Consider the following 18,404-nt stretch of genomic DNA (forward strand, 5'->3'; position numbering starts at 1 on the left):
GGGCGTTCCCGAGATCGGTTCCCGCCAAGAAGGCGTTCTGGAAAACGGCGGTCCAAACCGGAAACGGAGCCAGGATCGAAGCCAGAAAGTCAGGGAAAAATCAAGCAGATAACGCCTGCTAAAGGCATTGAGGGCGAGCCCTGAGAAGGCCCGCCCTCTGCTGCTGTCGGTCTTGTCGCGCCCAGAGGGAACGGGAGCACATCCCACCCCTCCCCGCCCGATGACCTGATTGTTCGACGCCACCTGTGTACCAACCCGCCGGCCCCTGGAGAACGGCCGGCAAGAACGGGAATGAGCGGACAGTAGAGGGGCATGCGGGCGGCGCCAAGCTCATAGTTAACTTAACGTTAACGCCGCAAAGCTGCCGGAAAGCTTGCGAAAACGTGGCCGCGGCATGGACGCTGCAAAAGTTCCCCTGCACTACTGAGAATGAATGCGCTTGCGCAAAAACCGGGACAGATGTGTCCCGGCGCAGCGAGCGCGAGGCAAGGTTCTTGAATGAAGCATCCGGGAAGCCGCGAATTCTTCGCTTGTTGGGACAAGACGCGTGGCAACGCGCGCGCGCCTGATCGCTGCGACCTCGATCCCGAGGCCGTTCGCGAGCGGCTCGGCGACATTTTTGTGCTGTCCTACGAGCATGAGGCGGGCTTTCCCTTTCGCGTCGCCGGCACGCGCGTCTGCGCGCTGCTCGGCCGCGACCTCAAGGACAAGAGCTTTTCGGAGCTGTTCACCGGTGAGAGCCGCCGCCAGGTCGAGGATGTCGTCGCCTTTGTCGCCGAGGAGATGCTGCCCGCCGTCGCCGGCGTCACGGCTTCGAGCCAGGCCGGCACGCCGGCGCATCTCGAATTGCTGCTCCTTCCCTTCAACAACCGCGCGCACGTGCCGGTGAGCCTCACCGGACTGCTGGCACCATTCGAGACCGTTGCGACCACGCTCTCCGATTTCACATTGACCTCGTGGCGCTATCTGCACCCGCCGGAAAGATTTGTGCCGCGCGCGCTGCGAAAGCTCGCGATCGCGCGCGGATTCATGGTCTATGAGGGACTGCGGTAACCGCTGACGCGGCTGCGCGATCCGGCTATCATCCCTTTGGTTCAACGAAACCGGAGGAACGCCATGGACGCTGCTACGCCGCAGGCGCATCAGACTGCCGACACGCATTCCCATCTCGTGCGCCCGCAGGAAATGGACTGGCAAAAGACCCGTTTCCCTGGCTGCGAGGCCAAGACGCTGCTGTTCGACCGCAAGACCGGCTTGATGACGGCCTTGATGCGCTTTGCGCCAGGTACGGTGCTGCCCGACCACGAGCACGTCAATATCGAGCAGACCTATGTCATCGAGGGTTCGCTGGTCGACAAGGAAGGCCCGGCGCAGGGCATTGCCGCGAAAGCGGGCGAGTTCATCTGGCGTGAGGCCGGCAGCCGCCACGTCGCCTGGTGCCCCGAAGGCGGATTGATCCTCGCGATCTTCCAGGTGCCGAACAAGTTCTTCGAGGCCGACGGCCGCGTCGTCGACGCGGCTGGTGCGGACTGGGACGAGGCGTGGGGACACACGAAATAACGGCCCGCCGACTTCTTTGCATCCCCGCGCGAGGCAGGTGTGCAAGCCAACTAGCGTGAACGGCGGATCATGCTGCGCTGATCCGCCTCTCGCATTATTGCGAGCTCAGCTCATCACGGCTGCGCAAGATGCCAGGCGCCGTTGAGGAAGCCGTCGCCGGTGATGTCGCCGGGCTTCTGATCCTTGGCGAAGGTGTAAAGCGGCTTGCCCTTGTAGGCCCACTGCTTGGAGCCATCATCACGGGTGATGATGGTGTAGCCCTCGCCCGCCTTGTCGCTCGCCTCAGCCTTCAGCACCGGCCAGTTTGTCGCGCAAGGACCATTGCAGGCAGACTTGCCGTCAGTGTCCTTGTCAAAGGTATAGAGAGTCATGCCCTTCGCATCCGTCAGCACACTTCCCTTCGCGGTGGTTCCGGTCTTGGTCGGCGGTGCGGCAAACGCCACGGAGACCGTCGCCAGGGAAATGGCGGTGGCGAGTGCGAAACCAATCGATGGGTTCTTCATGATAGCTCCTGTAAGGAAATAGCTTGCATGAGTAGGACATACGGAGGCGCGTTCTATTCCGCCGGAGAGCACGAGGAATTTTTTCGCTACGTCTGCTTGACGAGGGGAATAATTCGGCAAGTGGCTTTCGACGAAATTCACCGATCCGCCCCTGTCCATTCATTGCCCCCTGTGTCGGTTTTTGCCGGATTTGCGTCATTTCGGAGCGCGGCGTGAGCGAGTAAGTTGCGCGGAGGGGGCGAGGTGACGAATTCGTTGAGCGACGTAAGCAATGAACTGGCGGCTTTTCGCGTGGGGCGGTGTTGCCGCCGCCGCGCTTTTCTTGACCATTGGTGGTGGCTGGCTTCTGACGCTGCCCTCGCGAGCTGCGTCTGCAAACGCGCCGCCGATCGCAAGCCAGGAGGGTGATGCGACCATCGCGGCGTTGAAGCCGCCGAAGCGGCAGCGACCGCTGATCGCGATCGTCGGCATCAATGAGCAGACCGAAACCACCGACTATCTGATGCCCTATGGCATCCTCAAGCGCGCCGACGTCGCCGACGTGGTGACGCTTGCGACGAGACCCGGACCGGTGACGCTGTTTCCGGTGCTGAAGGTCGAGCCGGATGCCACCATCGCAGCGTTCGATGCCGAGCACCCTGATGGCGCCGACTATGTCATCGTCCCCGCCATGAGCCGTGACGACGATCCGGTCGTCGTGCAATGGATCAGGCAACAGGCGCAAAAGGGCGCGATCGTCATCGGTGTCTGCGTCGGCACCATGGTGGTCGCCAGTACTGGACTGCTCGACGGCAAGCGCGCGACGACGCATTGGTACTCCCTGAAAGACCTGCGCGAGAAGCATCCGACGATCCATTACATCAGGGACCGCAGGATCGTGGTCGACCAAAGCGTTGCGACCACAACGGGGATCACAGCTTCGATGCCGATGTCGCTCACGCTGGTCGAAGCGATCGCCGGCCGCGAGAAGGCAGAAGCCGTTGCCCGCGACATCGGCCTGCCCCATTGGGATGCCCGCCACGACAGCGGCGCGTTCCAGTTCACACGACCGTTCGCGCTCACGGCGATCGGGAACACGCTCGCGTTCTGGAACAAGGAGCAGCTCGGCATCGCGCTTGCGCCCGGCATCGACGAAGTCTCGCTCGCGCTCGCCGCCGACGCCTGGTCGCGGACCTATCGTTCGCGCACCGTGACCTTTGCCGCGACGGCGGAGGCGCAGCCAAGCCGCAACGGCCTGCGCATCCTGCCCGATCAGGTCGCGGCCCAGTGGCCCGCCGAGCGATTGCTGCAACCGGTCGGATCACTGGCGCCGGCGCAGGCGCTGGACCAGACCTTGCTGCGGATCGAAGCACGCTATGGCGATCGCACGGCCGATTTCGTCGCCATGCAGCTCGAATATCCGAGGCAACGCGCACCGGATTGAAGCGGCGTCGGCTCGCCACCAACAATTTTCCCCCGCGGGCGCCACCGTCATCTGCCTGTCACGAAATGTGCCGACTTCTCGCTCGGATCATTTCGAGGACACCGATGGACTATTTCCGACGCTTCACCTTCCTGTTCGCGGCGCCCGTATTCGATCCGGAGGATCTCGAGGGCATCCGCTTCAACCAGATCATCGACGAGATCCAGCGCTCCGGCTTCGAGGTCGTGCGCGCCCGCAAGCTCGAGGATGCCGAGATCGCGGTGCAGACCGACGCGGCGATCGGCTGCATGGTGGTGGACTGGGGCAAGAAGGGGCTGGAGGGCAAGACCGCATCGCTGATCAATTTGATGCGGCGGCGCGGCCTCGACTTCCCGATCATCCTCCTGATCCGCCGCAAGCGGTTCGAGGACCTGCCGGTCGAGGTGCTCGACTTCATCGACGGCTACGTGTTCCTGTCCGAGGAAACGCCGCCGTTCATTGCCAAGAATTTGATCAGCCGCCTCAAGCAATATGCCGAGACGCTGAAGACGCCGTTCTTCGGCGCGCTGGTCGACTATGCCGAAGAGGGCAACCAGCTCTGGACCTGCCCCGGCCACAATGGCGGCGTGTTCTACAGCCGCAGCCCGATCGGACGCGTGTTCGTCGAACATCTCGGCGAAGCCGTGTTCCGCGACGACCTCGACAATTCCGTGCTCGACCTCGGCGACCTCCTGACCCATGAGGGCCCGGCACTGCGGGCGCAGAAGGAAGCCGCCAGGATCTTCGGCGCGGAGAAGACCTATTTCGTGCTCAACGGCACCTCCACCTCCAACAAGGTCGCACTCGGCTCGCTGGTTACTGACGGCGACCTCGTGCTGTTCGACCGCAACAATCACAAGGCCGCCCACCATGGCGCGCTGCTGCTCGGCGGCGGCATCCCGGTCTATGTGCCGACCGTTCGCAACGCCTGGGGCCTGATCGGGCCGATGCGCTGGGACATGCTCGACGAGACATCGCTGCGCGAGCGCATCCGCAACCATCCGCTGGTCAAGGACAAGGAGGCCTGGAAGCGGCCCCGTCCCTTCCGCGTCGCCGTGGTCGAGCAGTGCACCTATGACGGCACCATTCATAGTGCGGAAATGATCCTCAAGCGCATCGGTCATCTCTGCGACTACATCCTGTTCGACGAAGCCTGGGCCGGCTTCATGAAGTTCCATCCGATCTATGCCGGCCGCTTCGCGATGGGCCTTGCCGACCTCGGCCCCGAGGCGCCCGGCATCATCGCCACGCAATCGACCCACAAGCAGCTCGCCAGCTTCTCGCAGGCTTCGCAGATCCATGTCCGCGACCGCCACATCAAGCGCCAGAAGCGCCGGGTCGAGCACCGGCGTTTCAACGAGAGCTTCATGCAGCACGCCTCGACCTCGCCATTCTATCCGCTGTTCGCCTCGCTCGACGTCGGCGCGCAGATGATGAAGGGCCGCTCCGGCGAGGTGCTGTGGGACGACACGATCCGGCTCGGCATCGAGCTGCGCAAGAAAATCCGCGCCACCCGCCGCGAGTTCGAGGAGAACGAGGCGCGTCCCGAGCGGCGCTGGTTCTTCGAGCCGTTCGTGCCGGATCGCGTGATGATCCCGGACGTCGCGCGCGAAGGCGGGGCGCACAATGTCGCCTGGGAAACCATCTCTACCGACCAGCTCGCGACCAACCCTGCGTTCTGGCAGCTCAAGCCCGGCGATAGCTGGCATGGCTTCCCGGAGATGACGGCGGGCTTTGCCATGACCGACCCGAACAAGCTGACGCTGCTCACGCCGGGATTCGATCATGCCACGGGTGCGTGTGCCGAACACGGCATCCCCGCCCCGGTGGTAGCGCAATATCTGCGGGAGAACCGCATCGTCGCCGAGAAGAACGACCTCAACTCCCTGCTCTTCCTGCTCACCCCCGGCGTCGAGGCGAGCAAGGCGGGGACGCTGATCTCCGGGCTCGTCGCCTTCAAGAAACTGCATGACGACAATGCGCTGCTCGAAGACGTGATCCCCGAATTCTTCCGCCGCCGGCCTGCCCGCTATGCCGGTGTCCGCCTGCGCGACCTCTGCGGCGACATGCACCGCTTCTTCCGCGCGGCCGATGTGAGCGCGCTGCAGCGCAAGCAATTCCTGCCCGAGCATTTGCCCGAGATCGCGATGTCGCCGCGCGAAGCGTCACGCTACCTCGTGCGCAACGACGTCGATTATCTCCCGATTGGCGAAATTTCGGGCCGCATCGCCGCGACGCCGTTCGTGGTCTACCCGCCCGGCATCGCCACCATCGTGCCCGGTGAACGGCTGTCGGAACAGACGCGGCCGATGATCGATTACCTCAAGATGTTCGAGGCATCGTTCAATGCGTTCCCGGGCTTCGAGGTCGAGATCCAGGGCGTCTACAAGGAAATCGACGATGCGGGCCGCGTGCGCCTGTTCACCTACGTGATTTCCGAGTGACGGCCGATGAACGAAGAGCGGATCATCGTCAGGGCCTCGCGCGAGGCCGATGTCGAAGCCATGCTATCGATCTACCGCCGCCACATAAGGCGCGGCGTCGACGACAGCGTCGAGGACAGCGGAGTGCCGGAGCCGGATGATTTCCGCGACCGGCGCAAGAATTTCCGCAACCATCGCCTGCCCCATCTGGTCGCGACTCGTGACGGCGAGGTGGTCGGCTACGCCTATGTGGTGCTGTTTCGGAAGCGGCCGGCCTATCGCTATGCGGTAAAGCATTCGATCTATGTCCGTCACGACCAGGTCGGCCGCGGCATCGGGCGCCTGCTGCTCGGCGAATTGATCGACGCGTGCGCGGCGGCCGGCTTTCGCCAGATGATCGGCTATATCGACAGCGACAACGCCGCATCGCTGGCGCTGCATCAGCGTTTCGGCTTCGCCCGCGCCGGCCTGTTGCCGGGCGTCGCCTATCGCTTCGGCCGCTGGGCCGACACCGTGATGGTGCAGCGCTCGCTCGGCCCCGGCACCACCGAGCCGCCGCCACCAGCCCCGCTGTCGCGACGCTAAGCTGCGACGGCCGGCTATGTCGGCCGCCAGCGCACGGGGAAGCTCCGCGCCACCGCGAGCGCCGAGCGCTCGTTGGCCTCGAGCGCGATCTTCTGCGCCAGCATGACGTCGCCGGCCACCAGCGTATCCCTCGGCACGAAACACCAGCCCGCATGCAGCCGGCCGAGTTCGTCCAATTCATAGATGTTCATGCCGGTGCCGTGCCGGATCCGGTAGCGTTTGCCGGAGTGGCAGCCAACGACGTCGAAATAGCCGCTCGTCTCGTACTGCACGAGCTGCTCGGGCGTCAGCCATTCCTTCAGCAGCGCCAGACCGCGCGACTGGCTGTCATCCAGTACGCAATATTCGACGAACCGCCGCCAAGCCGCGCGCGAGAGCCGCGCGGCCTCGGCGAACGCCCGCGACAGCCTGCCGGACATGACGGACCGGCCTAGCCGCCGACAAGTCGCGGATAGAACAGCGTCTCTTCGGCCTTCGGATCGAAGGAACGGACCACGGTCGGCTGTCCCGACACGTCCCGCACCGCAGCGGTGTAACCGCTCTTCATCAATGCGTCGAAGCGCAGTTGCGCTTCGCGCAGGGCCTTCTCGTCGGCGGGATTGAAATTGTGCCGGCTGTCGCCAGTGTGATCCATCACGATTTGCGTCGCCATCCCCGCACTCCCTTGCTGGATGAAACTGCAAAGCTAATGAGAGATTAGGGCGAAAGTTCCGACAGCGCCAGTGCAAAGTCGCGAGAGACCTTTCGATTTCGCACGCCGGCATGATCGCCTCAATTTTAGCCACCGCCGAACCGGCCGCGGCGCACCGCCTCATAACGGTGGCGGGTTTGTGGCTTGATGAACAGCGAGACCACTTCGGGATGCGCCGCGCGGATCCGCTTCTCCAGCGCCTCGACGCAGCGCTCGATGTCCGGAGTGCGCAATTCGTCGGAAAATTCCAGGCTGAGGCTTGCCACAATCTGGTCCGGGGCGAGGTGAACGGTGGTGACGCCGTTGACGCCCTCAACGCACGGCTCCTTCTCGGCGAGCGCCACGATCGATGCGTTGATCGCACTGTGTGCGGGTTCGCCGATCAGGAGCTCCTTGGTTTCGCGAGCCAATAGCCAGGCGGTTGCCGCCAGCACCAGGCCGATCAGGATCGAGCCGACACCGTCGATTTCGGGCCGTTGCAGGCGGACCGACAAATAGATGCCGAGCGCGGCGACCGAGATGCCGACCAGCGCGGCCGTATCCTCCAAGAGCACCATGAAAGACGGCGGATCCTTGCTTTTCCGCACTGCCTCCAAATAGCTGCTGCCGCCCTTGGAAGCGCGAAATCCCTTCAGCGCGAACCACCATGAGGCGCCCTCGAACAGAAATGACAGCGCCAGCACGACATAGCTCGCCATCACATTCTCGATCGGGATCGGGGTCATCACATGCGAGACGCCCTCATAGAGGGAGACGCCGGCGCCCAGCGCGAACAGCAGGATCGCGACCACGAAGCTCCAGAAATACAGCTCGCGGCCATAGCCGAGCGGATGGCTTGCATCCGGCTCCAGGCTGGACCGGTGGTAGCCGTAGAGCAACAGCGCTTCATTGCCGGTATCGACCAGCGAATGCACCCCTTCGCTCAGCATCGAGGAGCTGCCGGTGAACAGCGCCGCGGCAAACTTTGTCACGGCGACCAGGAGATTGCCCGCCAGGGCCGCATAGACAATTTTCTTTGATCGCGACGAAACCCGGGCCATGGTTCTCTTTACCGCAATTCCAAACTGCGGATGCCGCAACGCGTTCCGCAGGCTAGAGTGATGTTCCTGGAACCGGCTTCCCCATCGCGGATTTCTAGTGGCGGTGACGGCGAAGGCGGATCGGAAGCGGCGGTACGATGTCCCTCGAAGATTCCGCCCGGCATGTCGTCGAGTTCGTCAGGGATCACCGCGCCTGGGCGGCGCCGATCGTGTTCGCCCTCGCCTTCGCTGAATCGCTCGCCTTCCTCTCGCTGCTCGTGCCGGCCTGGGCGGTGCTGGTCGCCATCGGCGCGATGATGCGGAGCGGCGGCATCGCCTTCCTGCCGATGCTCCTCGCCGGCGCGCTTGGTGCAGCGTTCGGCGACTGGCTGTCCTACTGGATCGGCGGCAAGTTCAAGCATTCGATCGCCAGGATGTGGCCGTTCTCACAGCACCCGCATCTTTTGGTGCGCGGCGAGGCCTTCCTCAAGAAATGGGGCGTGCTCGCGATCTTCATCGGCCGCTTCTCCGGCCCCTTGCGCGCCTCGGTGCCGATCGTCGCCGGCATGCTGCGGATGCCGCAGCAGCCGTTCCAGATCGCGAATTTCGTCTCGGCGTTCATCTGGGTCGCGGTGCTGCTGCAACTCGGCGACATCGGCGGAATCGTGTGGGCGTGGCTGTGGGAGCATGTGCTGCAGCGGTTTTGGCGGTGAGCGGCGCGCTCGCTGACGCCGTCATTGCGAGCGGAGCGAAGCAATCCATCTCGCCACTTGCGGAGGCATGGATTGCTTCGCTCCGCTCGCAATGACGGGTGGTGAGTTCCGATACAAATTTCAAACAGCGAGAGGATGTGCGTTCGCATTCTCGCGGCGCTTTGCGTCCGAGCTTTGCATCACGTTCCGCCCTCTCGAAACACAGAGGGCGCAGGGAAAGCCGGGTGCTGGTTGCACCCGTGGGTCCCGTGCAACAAAAAGCACGGGGGTAGGACCACAGGTTCAACCGAAGCATTCCGGCTTTCCCTGCGCGATGGCGTTACGGCTTACTTCGCGCTCTCCCCGGTGACCGGGCTTTCTTGCCACCGTCGCCTAGTGCGAACTTATTCGCACGAAGCTTAGCGCCAGCGTCGGGGCGCCAGGACCACACGACTTCGCCGTCCGCGAGAAGCTGCGTTCGTCTGTCGCAGCAATCGCGTCCACCGCATCTCACCGCAACGTTCGTGACGATCGCGACCCGCCCCTCATTCGCGTGAGACGCGCGGAGTTAAATCACTGATTTGCCCGACGACGGAAGCTGAATATTTTTGCCAAGAGGGATGGACAGACTTTCGAGTGATTTGCCCGACGGGCACTTTTTGCATAGCTCGTTGCATAGCTCGATAAAATTGCTGACGTGGTTGGAACGTCGCCGCTGCAGCCGCAGTTGAAGGCCAGCGCGCAAGGCACGCCTGAAGCGCGATCGGAAGATGATGCGGTTCAACTCTTCAGCCAAGGTGCGCGCAGCTATGTCTCTGCTCCCCCCAGCCATCGATCGCTCGACTCTCGGTCTGCATTCACTCGAACATTACGCGCCGCTCATCGGCGCCGCGACGGCGGAACGGATCGAACGAAAGGCCGACCGCGTGCGCATGATGCAGGTCGCGCATATCAGTTCGACCTTCTACGGCGGCGGAGTCACGGAAATCCTCACGCCGCTGACGCTGATGATGAATGCGATGGGGATCGAGACCGATTGGCATCTGGTGCAGGGTACGCCGGGCTTCTTCGCCTGCACCAAGAAGCTGCACAATGCATTGCAGGGACAGGAGCTGGAGTTTTCCGAACAGGAAAAGGCGATCTACGAAGAGGTGGTGTTCGAGAATGCCACCAGGCTGCATCTGGAAAAATGCGATGCGGTCATCGTGCATGATCCGCAGCCGCTGCCGCTGGTGCGACACTTTGCCGAGCGGGAGATGCCATGGTTGTGGCAGTGCCACGTGGATCTCTCCTCGCCTCACCCGCCGGTGTGGGATTATCTGCGTGGGTTCGTCGAACCGTACGACGCCGCCATCTTCTCGCTGCCGGAATACGGGCAAGCCCTCGGCACCGATCAGCGGTTCATGACGCCGGCGATCGATCCGTTTTCCGCCAAGAATGCCGAACTGTCCGAGCAGGAGATCAAGGACACGCTGAAGTACCATCGCATCCCGACCGATCGCCCGCTGGTGACGCAGATTTCGCGCTTCGACCGGTGGAAGGACCCGATCGGCGTGATCGAGGCGCACCGGAAAGCGCGCCGGCAGGTGGACTGCACGCTTGTGCTGGTCGGCAACAATGCGAGCGACGATCCCGAAGGCCACGTCATTCTCGAAACCATCAAGCGTTCGATCGACGATCGCGTCATTGTGCTCGCTGTCGATGATCCGATCCTGGTGAATGCGCTGCAACGCCACTCCGCCGTGGTGCTGCAGAAATCGACACGCGAGGGATTCGGCCTCACCGTGACCGAGGCGATGTGGAAAGGCGCCGCCGTGATCGGCGGCGATGTCGGCGGCATCCGCCACCAGATCACGGATGGCGAGAACGGCTTCCTGGTCAGCACGGTGGACCAGGCCGCCGATCGCATGGTGCAACTCCTGAACGATCCACAGTTGCGCCAGCGCCTCGGCGCACGCGCCAAGGAAACCGTGCGCGAGAAATTTCTGATGAGCCGCCTGCTGGAGGACTGGCTCGATCTGCTCACGCGCTACGAACGGCCGGTTTGCCAATAATTCCCGAAAATATCGGTAAGCGCTGGAACGGCATCTGGTTCGTGCAGTTGACGCTTCGGAATTTTGATGGCGGACCCCGGGGGTTGCTGGAGTCGGACGCAACATGCGGATTGCGCAGATCGCGCCTTTGGCTGAGAGCATTCCCCCGAAACTTTACGGCGGCACGGAGCGCGTCGTGGCGTGGCTGGTCGACGAACTGGTCAAGCTCGGACATCAGGTGACGCTGTTTGCCAGCGGCGATTCAAAAACGCTGGCCGAGCTAGTGCCTGCCTGCCCGCGCGCCTTGCGGCTTGGCCGGCCGCGCGTCGACCCTGTGGCGGCCCAGACGGTGCTTCTGGAATCCGTCGCGCGGCGCGCAAGCGAGTTCGACGTGATCCACGCTCACATCGACTGGCTGCCGCTGCCGCTCCTGAAGCGCCTCGGCGTGCCCTTCCTCACGACCACGCACGGACGGCTGGATCTTCCGGGACCTGCCGATGTCGCGCGCCTGTTTCCCCAGGCTCCCTACGTTTCGATCTCGGACAACCAGAACACGGCGCTGCGCGAGGCCAACTGGATCGGCACCGTCTATCACGGGCTGCCCGCCGACCTGTTCCGTCCCTCCTTCGACGAAGGCCGATATCTCGCCTTTCTCGGCCGGCTCACCGCGGAGAAAGGGCCTGAGGTCGCGATCCGCATTGCGCGCGCCGCGAACATGCCGCTTCGTATCGCGGCGAAAGTGCCGCGCGGCGAACGCGCGTATTTCAAGGAGCGGCTCGAACCCCAGATCGATGGCAACAAGGTGCGGCTGACCGGCGAGGTCAATGACGAGACCAAGCAGAAATTTTTGGCCAGCGCCTCGGCGCTGCTGTTTCCGATCGACTGGCCCGAGCCGTTCGGCCTCGTCATGATCGAAGCGATGGCCTGCGGCACCCCCGTCATCGCTTTCCGCTCCGGCTCGGTGCCGGAGGTGATCGACGACGGAATCACCGGGTTCGTCGTGGACGGCGAAGCTGAAGCCATCGAGGCAATCGGCCGGCTCGGCGAACTTGACCGCCGCAAAGTGCGCGCGCGGTTCGAGGAGCGGTTCACCTCCGAGCGGATGGCGAAGGAATATCTCCGTCATTACGAAGCGCTCGCGCGAATGAAGCCCGCCTACGGCCTTGCAGCCCAGTGAGCACAGGGCGGGTGTCTTGCGACGGACGCCCGGCTCGTCGTTCAACCTTCGCCGCCGCGCCGACTTCACATGGAGCAGCGAACATACGGCATTTCCACCGGCACCGGCTGCTTGGAGCTGAGGGTGATCTTGTTCTCTCCGGAGATTTTCACGTCGAACTCTACGTCCGAAATCGCGACGCCGTCCGAGCACGCCGCAATCATTCGCACATTCGATCCATCATCGTGCAACGACTTGATCGTGCATTTTTCAAATGTGCCGGTGATCTGCCTTCCCTGGACGATGATGCCGCCCGCGTGGAGATCGGCATCCGGCTTGAAAGCAAGCCTGTTATTCTCTTTGGTAAACACGTCACCGCAGGCCGAGGCGTCGATCGTCCAGGCTCCGTTCAAATCCGCAGCCTGGGTCGCGGCCGATAGCGTGACGAGAAGGACTGACAGCACCAATCGATTGAAGGTTCTCATGAGACTCTCCGATTAAATGGTTACAAGCGTGATGACTTTTCTTCGAACCGTCATCCCGCTCTCGCTCTTTGTTTGAGCATGATCTTCTTCGGAAAACCGGTCTCCACTTTTCCGGATCATGCTGTAGGTTACCGGGAGCCCGTTCGATCGGACGTGGAATCGTCGCCAAATCGTCTCTTCGACGCGGACGGGCGTAGCACCCCCGACATGGCCTTTCGGATCGCTTTTGCGCAGTATCCGAGTGCGACGAGATGGCGGACCTTTTGTTGATCTAAGTCAATAGTTCTGCCGAGCGCCTGGTCCGGCCGTACCGCGCGACATCTTTCGCTTTTGTGCGGCAGCGCAAAACATGTAGAGATGCACGACCAACAAAGAACAAGCTCAAAGGGAGGCACGACTTGAAACGACTGGCCATGATTGCCGCTGTGCTTGCGATGGCAAGCTCGGCGGCCTCCGCGCAGACCTACCCGGCCCGGCCCATCACCCTGCTGGTGCCATTTGCGGCCGGCGGGCCGACCGACACGGTGGCGCGGATGACGGCGCAATCGATGTCGAAACTCCTGGGCCAGACCATCATCGTCGAGAACGCCACCGGCGCCGGCGGCACCATCGCCACCGCGCGCGCCGCCCGCGCCGAGCCCGACGGCTATACCCTGCTGGTCCACCACATCGGCATCTCGACGGCGGCAACGCTATACCGCAAGCTGCCCTACGACACCAAGACGGCGTTCGCGCCGATCGGCCTCGTCACCAATGCGCCGATGACCATCATCGCCCGGCCCGACCTGCCGCCGAACAATCTTGCCGAGCTGATCACCTACATCAAGGCCAACGGCGACAAGATGACCTTCGGCAATGCGGGCTTAGGGGCCGCCTCGGAAGCCCTCCGCGACCCCGACCTCGTGAAGCGCTTCAACGAGATCAACACCGAGCCGGTAGCCCAGGACGAAGCCACGCCCGAAGCGCTGAAGGTGAAGCTGGTGAGCGAGGTGGACCGGTGGAAGCCGATCATCGAGGCGGCGGGGCAGTTCGCGGATTGAGGTCTATTGGATCAACGCTTTCGATGAGGCGAACAGACGAATCCGGCACCCATAATGCCGCAAGTAAGTAATCGATCACGCGTCGTGCCCTGACCGATCGGCTGCAAAATACATTTGAAAAGTCACGCCGGCCAGATCTTTGGCCGAGTGGATATGTGTCGTCAAGCCAAACTCCTTCTTAATCCTCTCCATCATGTGATAGGGCTCCAATTCCCGAGCAGACAGCAGAATAACGCGACGTTGGTATGGGCCATTCAGAGATCTGGCAAGCGCCACCTCTTCTGAGGAGAACGGCGAAAGCCGTGCTAGCAAGATAAATGTGTTAAACCGATGCTCGGGGATGGCATCAGCGATACGTCGAAGATTCTCAATATCGCGCTGGTCAATCCTATCACCCTCGTCCTTGCACTCACCGATTATCAACTCCGCCTTATCGGGATAGGTTTGCGATCGCACGAGAACAAAATCGACTTCACATGCGGGAAGCTGGACATTGGGAAGGGGTTCGAGGTCGTGCGATGGCAGCTCAATGAGATCGCTTCCGATTCCTGTAAGATTGATTAGAAGCTGTTGGAGAAGAAGCACCACCGGAATCGCGCCTTTAACATTTTTTTCGATCCCGAGCACCCCGGTACGGCGATACTGAAATTTTCGACCGATCATTGCCCTTGTGGCGTCATGGACATTGCCACACAGCTCGCAAACATTGGTTTGACGCAACGCGTCGAGTGGATACCAGCTGGGCAAGTTGCAAGCTGGGCAAGTCAATTCCAAGCCCGTTCGAAAGAGCCCTTTCTCGACCAAATAACCGAACACCATATCTTTGGTCAGTCGTTCGCCGTTTTTGCGAGGCTCAATAAACAAGTGCGAATGATCACTAAAACCGGGTGTTCGGCCTATAATTTGAAGGGCGACGTTTTGTGTAAAAGACTTGTTTGGCCCGAAAGTTTTTAGGAGCTTACGTACTCCTGGAATTTTGAACACGCGTGCGCCATCGATTCCCCCGAGCCGGGCAATCAATTGCCTTGCGATCAGTCCGCTATCACTCAACTTGGACCGCAGACCTGCCAACTCAAATATCTTCTGAACCAAGCCGTACGTCGAAACCGCATTAAGCGTGACGTTATGATCTAGCGCATCAATAATTATCCCGACCCTCTCCGGTTCTACGCGAAGCTTATCGTAGTCAAAGCACATCTTTCTTGCGAGATACTCATTCAATTCGGGCACATACGGAGGTCGGAAGGTCGAGTCTTCACTACGTGGCCCGCCGTAGAAATTCACGGACCCAACGAGACGCTGCGTTTGGAACGATATATTTTCATGAAAAGGTTTATTGTTTAGACTAAACGATACGCGTGGCCGTCCGTCGTACTCTCCAAGCACTCCCAGCGACTGTGCGTCACCGAAGATCATCATCGGCGGCCTAACATTTAAACCATTCCAGGTTTCTGGCGCTACTCGATGATGTGTGCGCTGTACCTCGCCGAAATGATCGCCCGCTCTCTTGAGGAGATCGTCGTTTATCGCCCAAAACATCAATCCTGACGCATCACCTTCGAGCGTCCGTTTCTGCAGATCCCTGCTAAGAACGGGGAGCAAGTGCTCATAGCGGCTAAAGTACGCAAGGTCGATAAAATGGAGCGCTGTGTCCGCTGCACGCAAATTCCAAAATGTGGCGAGATCGTCGATGTTTGCAGCGTCTCCAATGTAGAAGCCAGGAGACTGCGAACCGGGGCGGACCGAGTAATGACGTCGCAGTCCAATTCGAGATAAGAAGCCGAGGCTTGGATGCTCAAGCACGGCCTTGGGAATCGGTTCTGCCGGATCGAGCCGTTCAACCTTAGCTAAGGTAGCGGCGGCCAGCTCTGTTGTATAATCACGTCCGGTATCTACAGCATCGGGAAAAGCGCCGTACTGAACCAGCAGCGAGTCGGCCAAAGGATCGTCTGCCTCCCAGACGATACGCCGGAATCCCTTTTCCTTCAGAGACTGCCACTCAGGCTTATCACGCCAATGCAGCAACGCGTTGTAGACGTCCAAGATGTACGACCTACCGGGAGACCCTCGACTCACTATGAAGAGATCATCCCCAAACAAGGGACTTATCAGATGTGGAAACGCGGCGACGAGCGCCTTCACCTCATCAGAGGTTCCAAAAGGCACAATGAAATCGACTCGGAACACCTCGATTAATCTGCGCGCATCATCGATCTTATCTGCAAAGACTATCGGATTAAACCGACCTCCCGAGAAAGCGAAATTTATGCGAACCGCTCGGCGAAACGAGTCCAAGTCACTCGAATGTACCGCCATTGCAATGCGCAACGGCCGATAGCAGATATTGATCGAGACTGTATCCATCCAAGAGAATCTGATGCTTTGATTTGATGCGATGGTCGCAAGATGTTCGCGGAGAATAGCTTGCGGCCCTCTCCGACACAAACGTCGACTTCCGCTGCACCATGAATCCTATCCTGTTGAACCTAACTCGCGGCTCGGCAGCGAGTGACGGGGTGAGGATTTCGCTCCGGAGGGTCCCGTTATTTGATTTAGCTCACAGGGCGGATTAGCCGAAGGCGTCGTCCGCCGCCTTGTGATACCTGAGTGGCGGATTACGCTGCGCTAATCCGCCTACGCGGTGAGGTGTAGCTGTGACACGCGGGCCCCCATTCCGTGAAGCCCTGCACGCGGTAACGCCTGACTTGATCGTGGACCTTTATCTTTATCCGGTCGAGGCAGGTGGCAGAACTGCGCCGGTCCGTCTTGGCTGGGGCTGCGCGTGCACCAAGGGCAGAAGTGTTGATGAGGGCTGGGATGGTTATCCGCTGCTCGAACGCGCCATGATGCCGGGCGAACGGAGGCGTCTGGGTGTTCTTGTGTCGCGAAGAGGCGACGCGCAGGGCGAATTGGCCGAAGGCGCAATCCGCCGCTTTGTGGTAGGTGAACGGCGGATTACGCTGCGAATCCGCCCTACGGACTGCCCTCCTCCCCGCCAATCCGCGGACTACGCGGAGGCTAGCTTCACTCACCACCTATCCACTCCCCCTTGGTCCAAACATGTCCGCTCAATCTGAGAACACTCGGCCGAAGTCGAATTGGGCGCAAATCGCATCCGCGGTCATTGCTGGCTTCGCCTTCGTCATCGTCGTGGCTCAAGTCTACTTCATCAGCAAGAACTTCAAAGAAGTCGCGGCCCGCCAAGTCTACATGTCGTACAGCGAATCTGCGTTGCGGCACCCGGAATACGCTGAGCCTGATCTGTTGGAGATCAAGGCAGACCGAAAGAAATTCGCCCAATACAAAAATTACGTCGCGCATCTGCTGTTTGCGTACGACGAGATGCTGGAAGCATTCGACAAGCCGGAATGGCGAAAAAGCTTTGATGAAGAGATCAAGTACCATCACCAATACATCTGCGAAGACATGCCCCCGGCTCTCGACGAAATTTACTTTGAGAATATGCGAAAGCTTCTCGGAGAGATTCGGGCCAAGTGCCCCGCCAAGAACTGAGACCTTCCTGCGAAGCGGCGTGGCGGCGCGCAGGGCGGATCAGCCAAAGACGTGATCCGCCGTTTTGTGGTACGTGAACGGCGGGTTACGCGGAGCCTGTCATCGGGCCGCGCGAAGCGCGGACCCGGTGGCTGATCCGCCCTACGCGTTGAGGTGTGGCTGTGACACGCGAGACCGCATTCCGCGAAGCCTTGCACTCCGTAACGCCTGACTTGATTGCGGACCTCTATCTTTATCCGGTCGAGGCAGGTGGCAGGACTGGGCCGGTTCGTCTTGGCTGGGGCTGCCCGTGCACCAAGGACAGAAGTGTCGATGAGGGCTGGGATGGTTATCCGCTGCTCGAACGCGCCATGATGCCGGGCGAGCGGAGGCGGCTGGGTTTCGTGTTCTTGTGTCGCGAAGAGGCAGCGCAAGCGCTCGGGGCAACCGATCGCTTTTATCTCTGGGAGGGACGCTGGATCGGCGAGGCGGCTGTCGTTCGATAGCCGTGCGCGGGCCTTTTCAGGATTTACCAAACGCTGCCGATCGGCGACGCGGAACATCGTCGCCGACTTGCGGGCGGACGGCGCCGCCCGGCAGGTCGTCAAGCTTTGTCTTTTAGCGGTGAGGTCTTGACCCTAGCACCAGCGGCAGCGTCCCCAGCGGGCGCAGCAGCCGCCGCAACCTCCGCAGCCACCACAGCCACGCCAGCCTACTCCGCAACCACGGCAGCCACGGCAGCCGCGGCAACCACCGCAACCTCGGCAGCCTCGAACGACAACGGCGGCCAGTTGCACGCCGGGGTCTGCGTTTTCCTTATCGAACAGATAGAACGTGGCGAGACTGACGTCGGCCATTTCCTCTTCACCAAGGACCAGGCGCTGATTGGGCGAGAAGTCGTCGGACTGCGGGATGTCAGCGGTGGGTATCGCGGACGCAGACGCGCTCCCCGCCAGCGAAAGACCGAGGCCCGCCGTACCGAACGCCGTTACGGCGGCGGCTTTGGTTGTACGCGCCTGCTTTGTAGCTTGGTTCACCCGTGGCATTTTCGCACCCTTTGTAAGTTGTTGTGCAAGGGTCAACTTGCCGCAGCTATGTGCCTGCAGGCCTAGAATTGCGATCTTGCGCATCCGGTTCCCGTCGCGCCGGGCTTTTCTTGATACGCCACCGGCGGGAGGGGAGCGGGAGGGATATTGAGGCAGCAGTGCTGTCCAAACGTGGCGCGCCGAGCCCGCGTCTTCTACGCGCTCGCTCCTGACTGACGACATCGCGCGCTTTCGGATC

Annotated in this window: 17 protein-coding genes; 11 read left to right on the plus strand and 6 right to left on the minus strand. The window is 61.4% G+C overall.

The features are described 5' to 3' along the window. Positions 1-498: 498 nt before the first annotated feature. The gene (locus ACZXDY_RS06665) at positions 499-1,053 is read left to right on the plus strand and encodes a PAS domain-containing protein (protein ID WP_028163246.1); all 555 of its coding nucleotides are present in this window, start codon (positions 499-501) and stop codon (positions 1,051-1,053) included. A 63-nt stretch (positions 1,054-1,116) separates the two neighbouring features. Further along, on the plus strand, positions 1,117-1,560 hold the full coding sequence (locus tag ACZXDY_RS06670; protein ID WP_028163245.1) for a cupin domain-containing protein: 444 nt from the start codon (positions 1,117-1,119) through the stop codon (positions 1,558-1,560). Between the two features lie 113 nt (positions 1,561-1,673). On the opposite strand, the gene ACZXDY_RS06675 is transcribed toward ACZXDY_RS06670, so the two are convergent. Beyond that, positions 1,674-2,063, minus strand: a complete 390-nt coding sequence (locus ACZXDY_RS06675; protein ID WP_028163244.1) for a COG4315 family predicted lipoprotein — start codon at positions 2,061-2,063, stop codon at positions 1,674-1,676. A gap of 271 nt (positions 2,064-2,334) precedes the next feature. Here ACZXDY_RS06675 and ACZXDY_RS06680 point away from each other — a divergent pair, with 271 nt between their 5' ends. The 3 genes from ACZXDY_RS06680 (at position 2,335) to ACZXDY_RS06690 (ending at position 6,512) form a co-directional block, all read left to right on the plus strand. Next, the gene (locus ACZXDY_RS06680; protein ID WP_464344934.1) at positions 2,335-3,486 is read left to right on the plus strand and encodes a DJ-1/PfpI family protein; all 1,152 of its coding nucleotides are present in this window, start codon (positions 2,335-2,337) and stop codon (positions 3,484-3,486) included. A 104-nt stretch (positions 3,487-3,590) separates the two neighbouring features. After that, positions 3,591-5,948, plus strand: coding sequence for an Orn/Lys/Arg family decarboxylase (locus ACZXDY_RS06685; protein WP_464344935.1), 2,358 nt, complete (start codon positions 3,591-3,593; stop codon positions 5,946-5,948). 6 nt (positions 5,949-5,954) lie between these two features. Then, complete coding sequence (locus ACZXDY_RS06690; protein ID WP_464344936.1) at positions 5,955-6,512, plus strand: N-acetyltransferase family protein; 558 nt, start codon at positions 5,955-5,957, stop codon at positions 6,510-6,512. A gap of 14 nt (positions 6,513-6,526) precedes the next feature. On the opposite strand, the gene ACZXDY_RS06695 is transcribed toward ACZXDY_RS06690, so the two are convergent. The 3 genes from ACZXDY_RS06695 to ACZXDY_RS06705 form a co-directional block, all read right to left on the minus strand. Next, positions 6,527-6,931: a hypothetical protein gene (locus tag ACZXDY_RS06695; protein WP_245287252.1), complete on the minus strand. Its 405-nt coding sequence runs from the start codon at positions 6,929-6,931 to the stop codon at positions 6,527-6,529. 11 nt (positions 6,932-6,942) lie between these two features. After that, positions 6,943-7,164: a hypothetical protein gene (locus ACZXDY_RS06700; RefSeq protein ID WP_130229773.1), complete on the minus strand. Its 222-nt coding sequence runs from the start codon at positions 7,162-7,164 to the stop codon at positions 6,943-6,945. Positions 7,165-7,289: 125 nt separating this feature from the next. After that, entirely contained in the window at positions 7,290-8,243 is a 954-nt protein-coding gene (locus ACZXDY_RS06705) for a cation diffusion facilitator family transporter (protein WP_464344937.1), read from the minus strand. Between the two features lie 137 nt (positions 8,244-8,380). Between ACZXDY_RS06705 and ACZXDY_RS06710 the strand changes: the two genes are divergently transcribed. The 3 genes from ACZXDY_RS06710 (at position 8,381) to ACZXDY_RS06720 (ending at position 12,124) form a co-directional block, all read left to right on the plus strand. Then, positions 8,381-8,935, plus strand: coding sequence for a DedA family protein (locus ACZXDY_RS06710; protein ID WP_464344938.1), 555 nt, complete (start codon positions 8,381-8,383; stop codon positions 8,933-8,935). A gap of 788 nt (positions 8,936-9,723) precedes the next feature. Further along, complete coding sequence (locus tag ACZXDY_RS06715; RefSeq protein ID WP_464344939.1) at positions 9,724-10,968, plus strand: glycosyltransferase; 1,245 nt, start codon at positions 9,724-9,726, stop codon at positions 10,966-10,968. A gap of 103 nt (positions 10,969-11,071) precedes the next feature. Beyond that, positions 11,072-12,124, plus strand: a complete 1,053-nt coding sequence (locus ACZXDY_RS06720; RefSeq protein ID WP_464344940.1) for a glycosyltransferase family 4 protein — start codon at positions 11,072-11,074, stop codon at positions 12,122-12,124. Between the two features lie 65 nt (positions 12,125-12,189). Here the strand turns inward: ACZXDY_RS06720 and ACZXDY_RS06725 are convergent, their stop codons facing one another. Beyond that, positions 12,190-12,588, minus strand: a complete 399-nt coding sequence (locus tag ACZXDY_RS06725; RefSeq protein WP_028163234.1) for a hypothetical protein — start codon at positions 12,586-12,588, stop codon at positions 12,190-12,192. Positions 12,589-13,001: 413 nt separating this feature from the next. On the opposite strand from ACZXDY_RS06725, the gene ACZXDY_RS06730 reads away from it, so the two are divergent. Next, the gene (locus ACZXDY_RS06730; protein ID WP_464344999.1) at positions 13,002-13,628 is read left to right on the plus strand and encodes a tripartite tricarboxylate transporter substrate-binding protein; all 627 of its coding nucleotides are present in this window, start codon (positions 13,002-13,004) and stop codon (positions 13,626-13,628) included. A 75-nt stretch (positions 13,629-13,703) separates the two neighbouring features. Here the strand turns inward: ACZXDY_RS06730 and ACZXDY_RS06735 are convergent, their stop codons facing one another. Then, on the minus strand, positions 13,704-15,671 hold the full coding sequence (locus ACZXDY_RS06735; protein WP_464344941.1) for a hypothetical protein: 1,968 nt from the start codon (positions 15,669-15,671) through the stop codon (positions 13,704-13,706). Between the two features lie 1,017 nt (positions 15,672-16,688). On the opposite strand from ACZXDY_RS06735, the gene ACZXDY_RS06740 reads away from it, so the two are divergent. Together ACZXDY_RS06740 and ACZXDY_RS06745 are read left to right on the plus strand one after the other, a co-directional pair. Continuing rightward, positions 16,689-17,141: a hypothetical protein gene (locus ACZXDY_RS06740; RefSeq protein WP_464344942.1), complete on the plus strand. Its 453-nt coding sequence runs from the start codon at positions 16,689-16,691 to the stop codon at positions 17,139-17,141. Between the two features lie 161 nt (positions 17,142-17,302). After that, positions 17,303-17,626: a hypothetical protein gene (locus ACZXDY_RS06745; RefSeq protein WP_463327934.1), complete on the plus strand. Its 324-nt coding sequence runs from the start codon at positions 17,303-17,305 to the stop codon at positions 17,624-17,626. Positions 17,627-18,404 lie beyond the last annotated feature (778 nt).

The organism is Bradyrhizobium sp. LeoB3 (assembly GCF_055456055.1).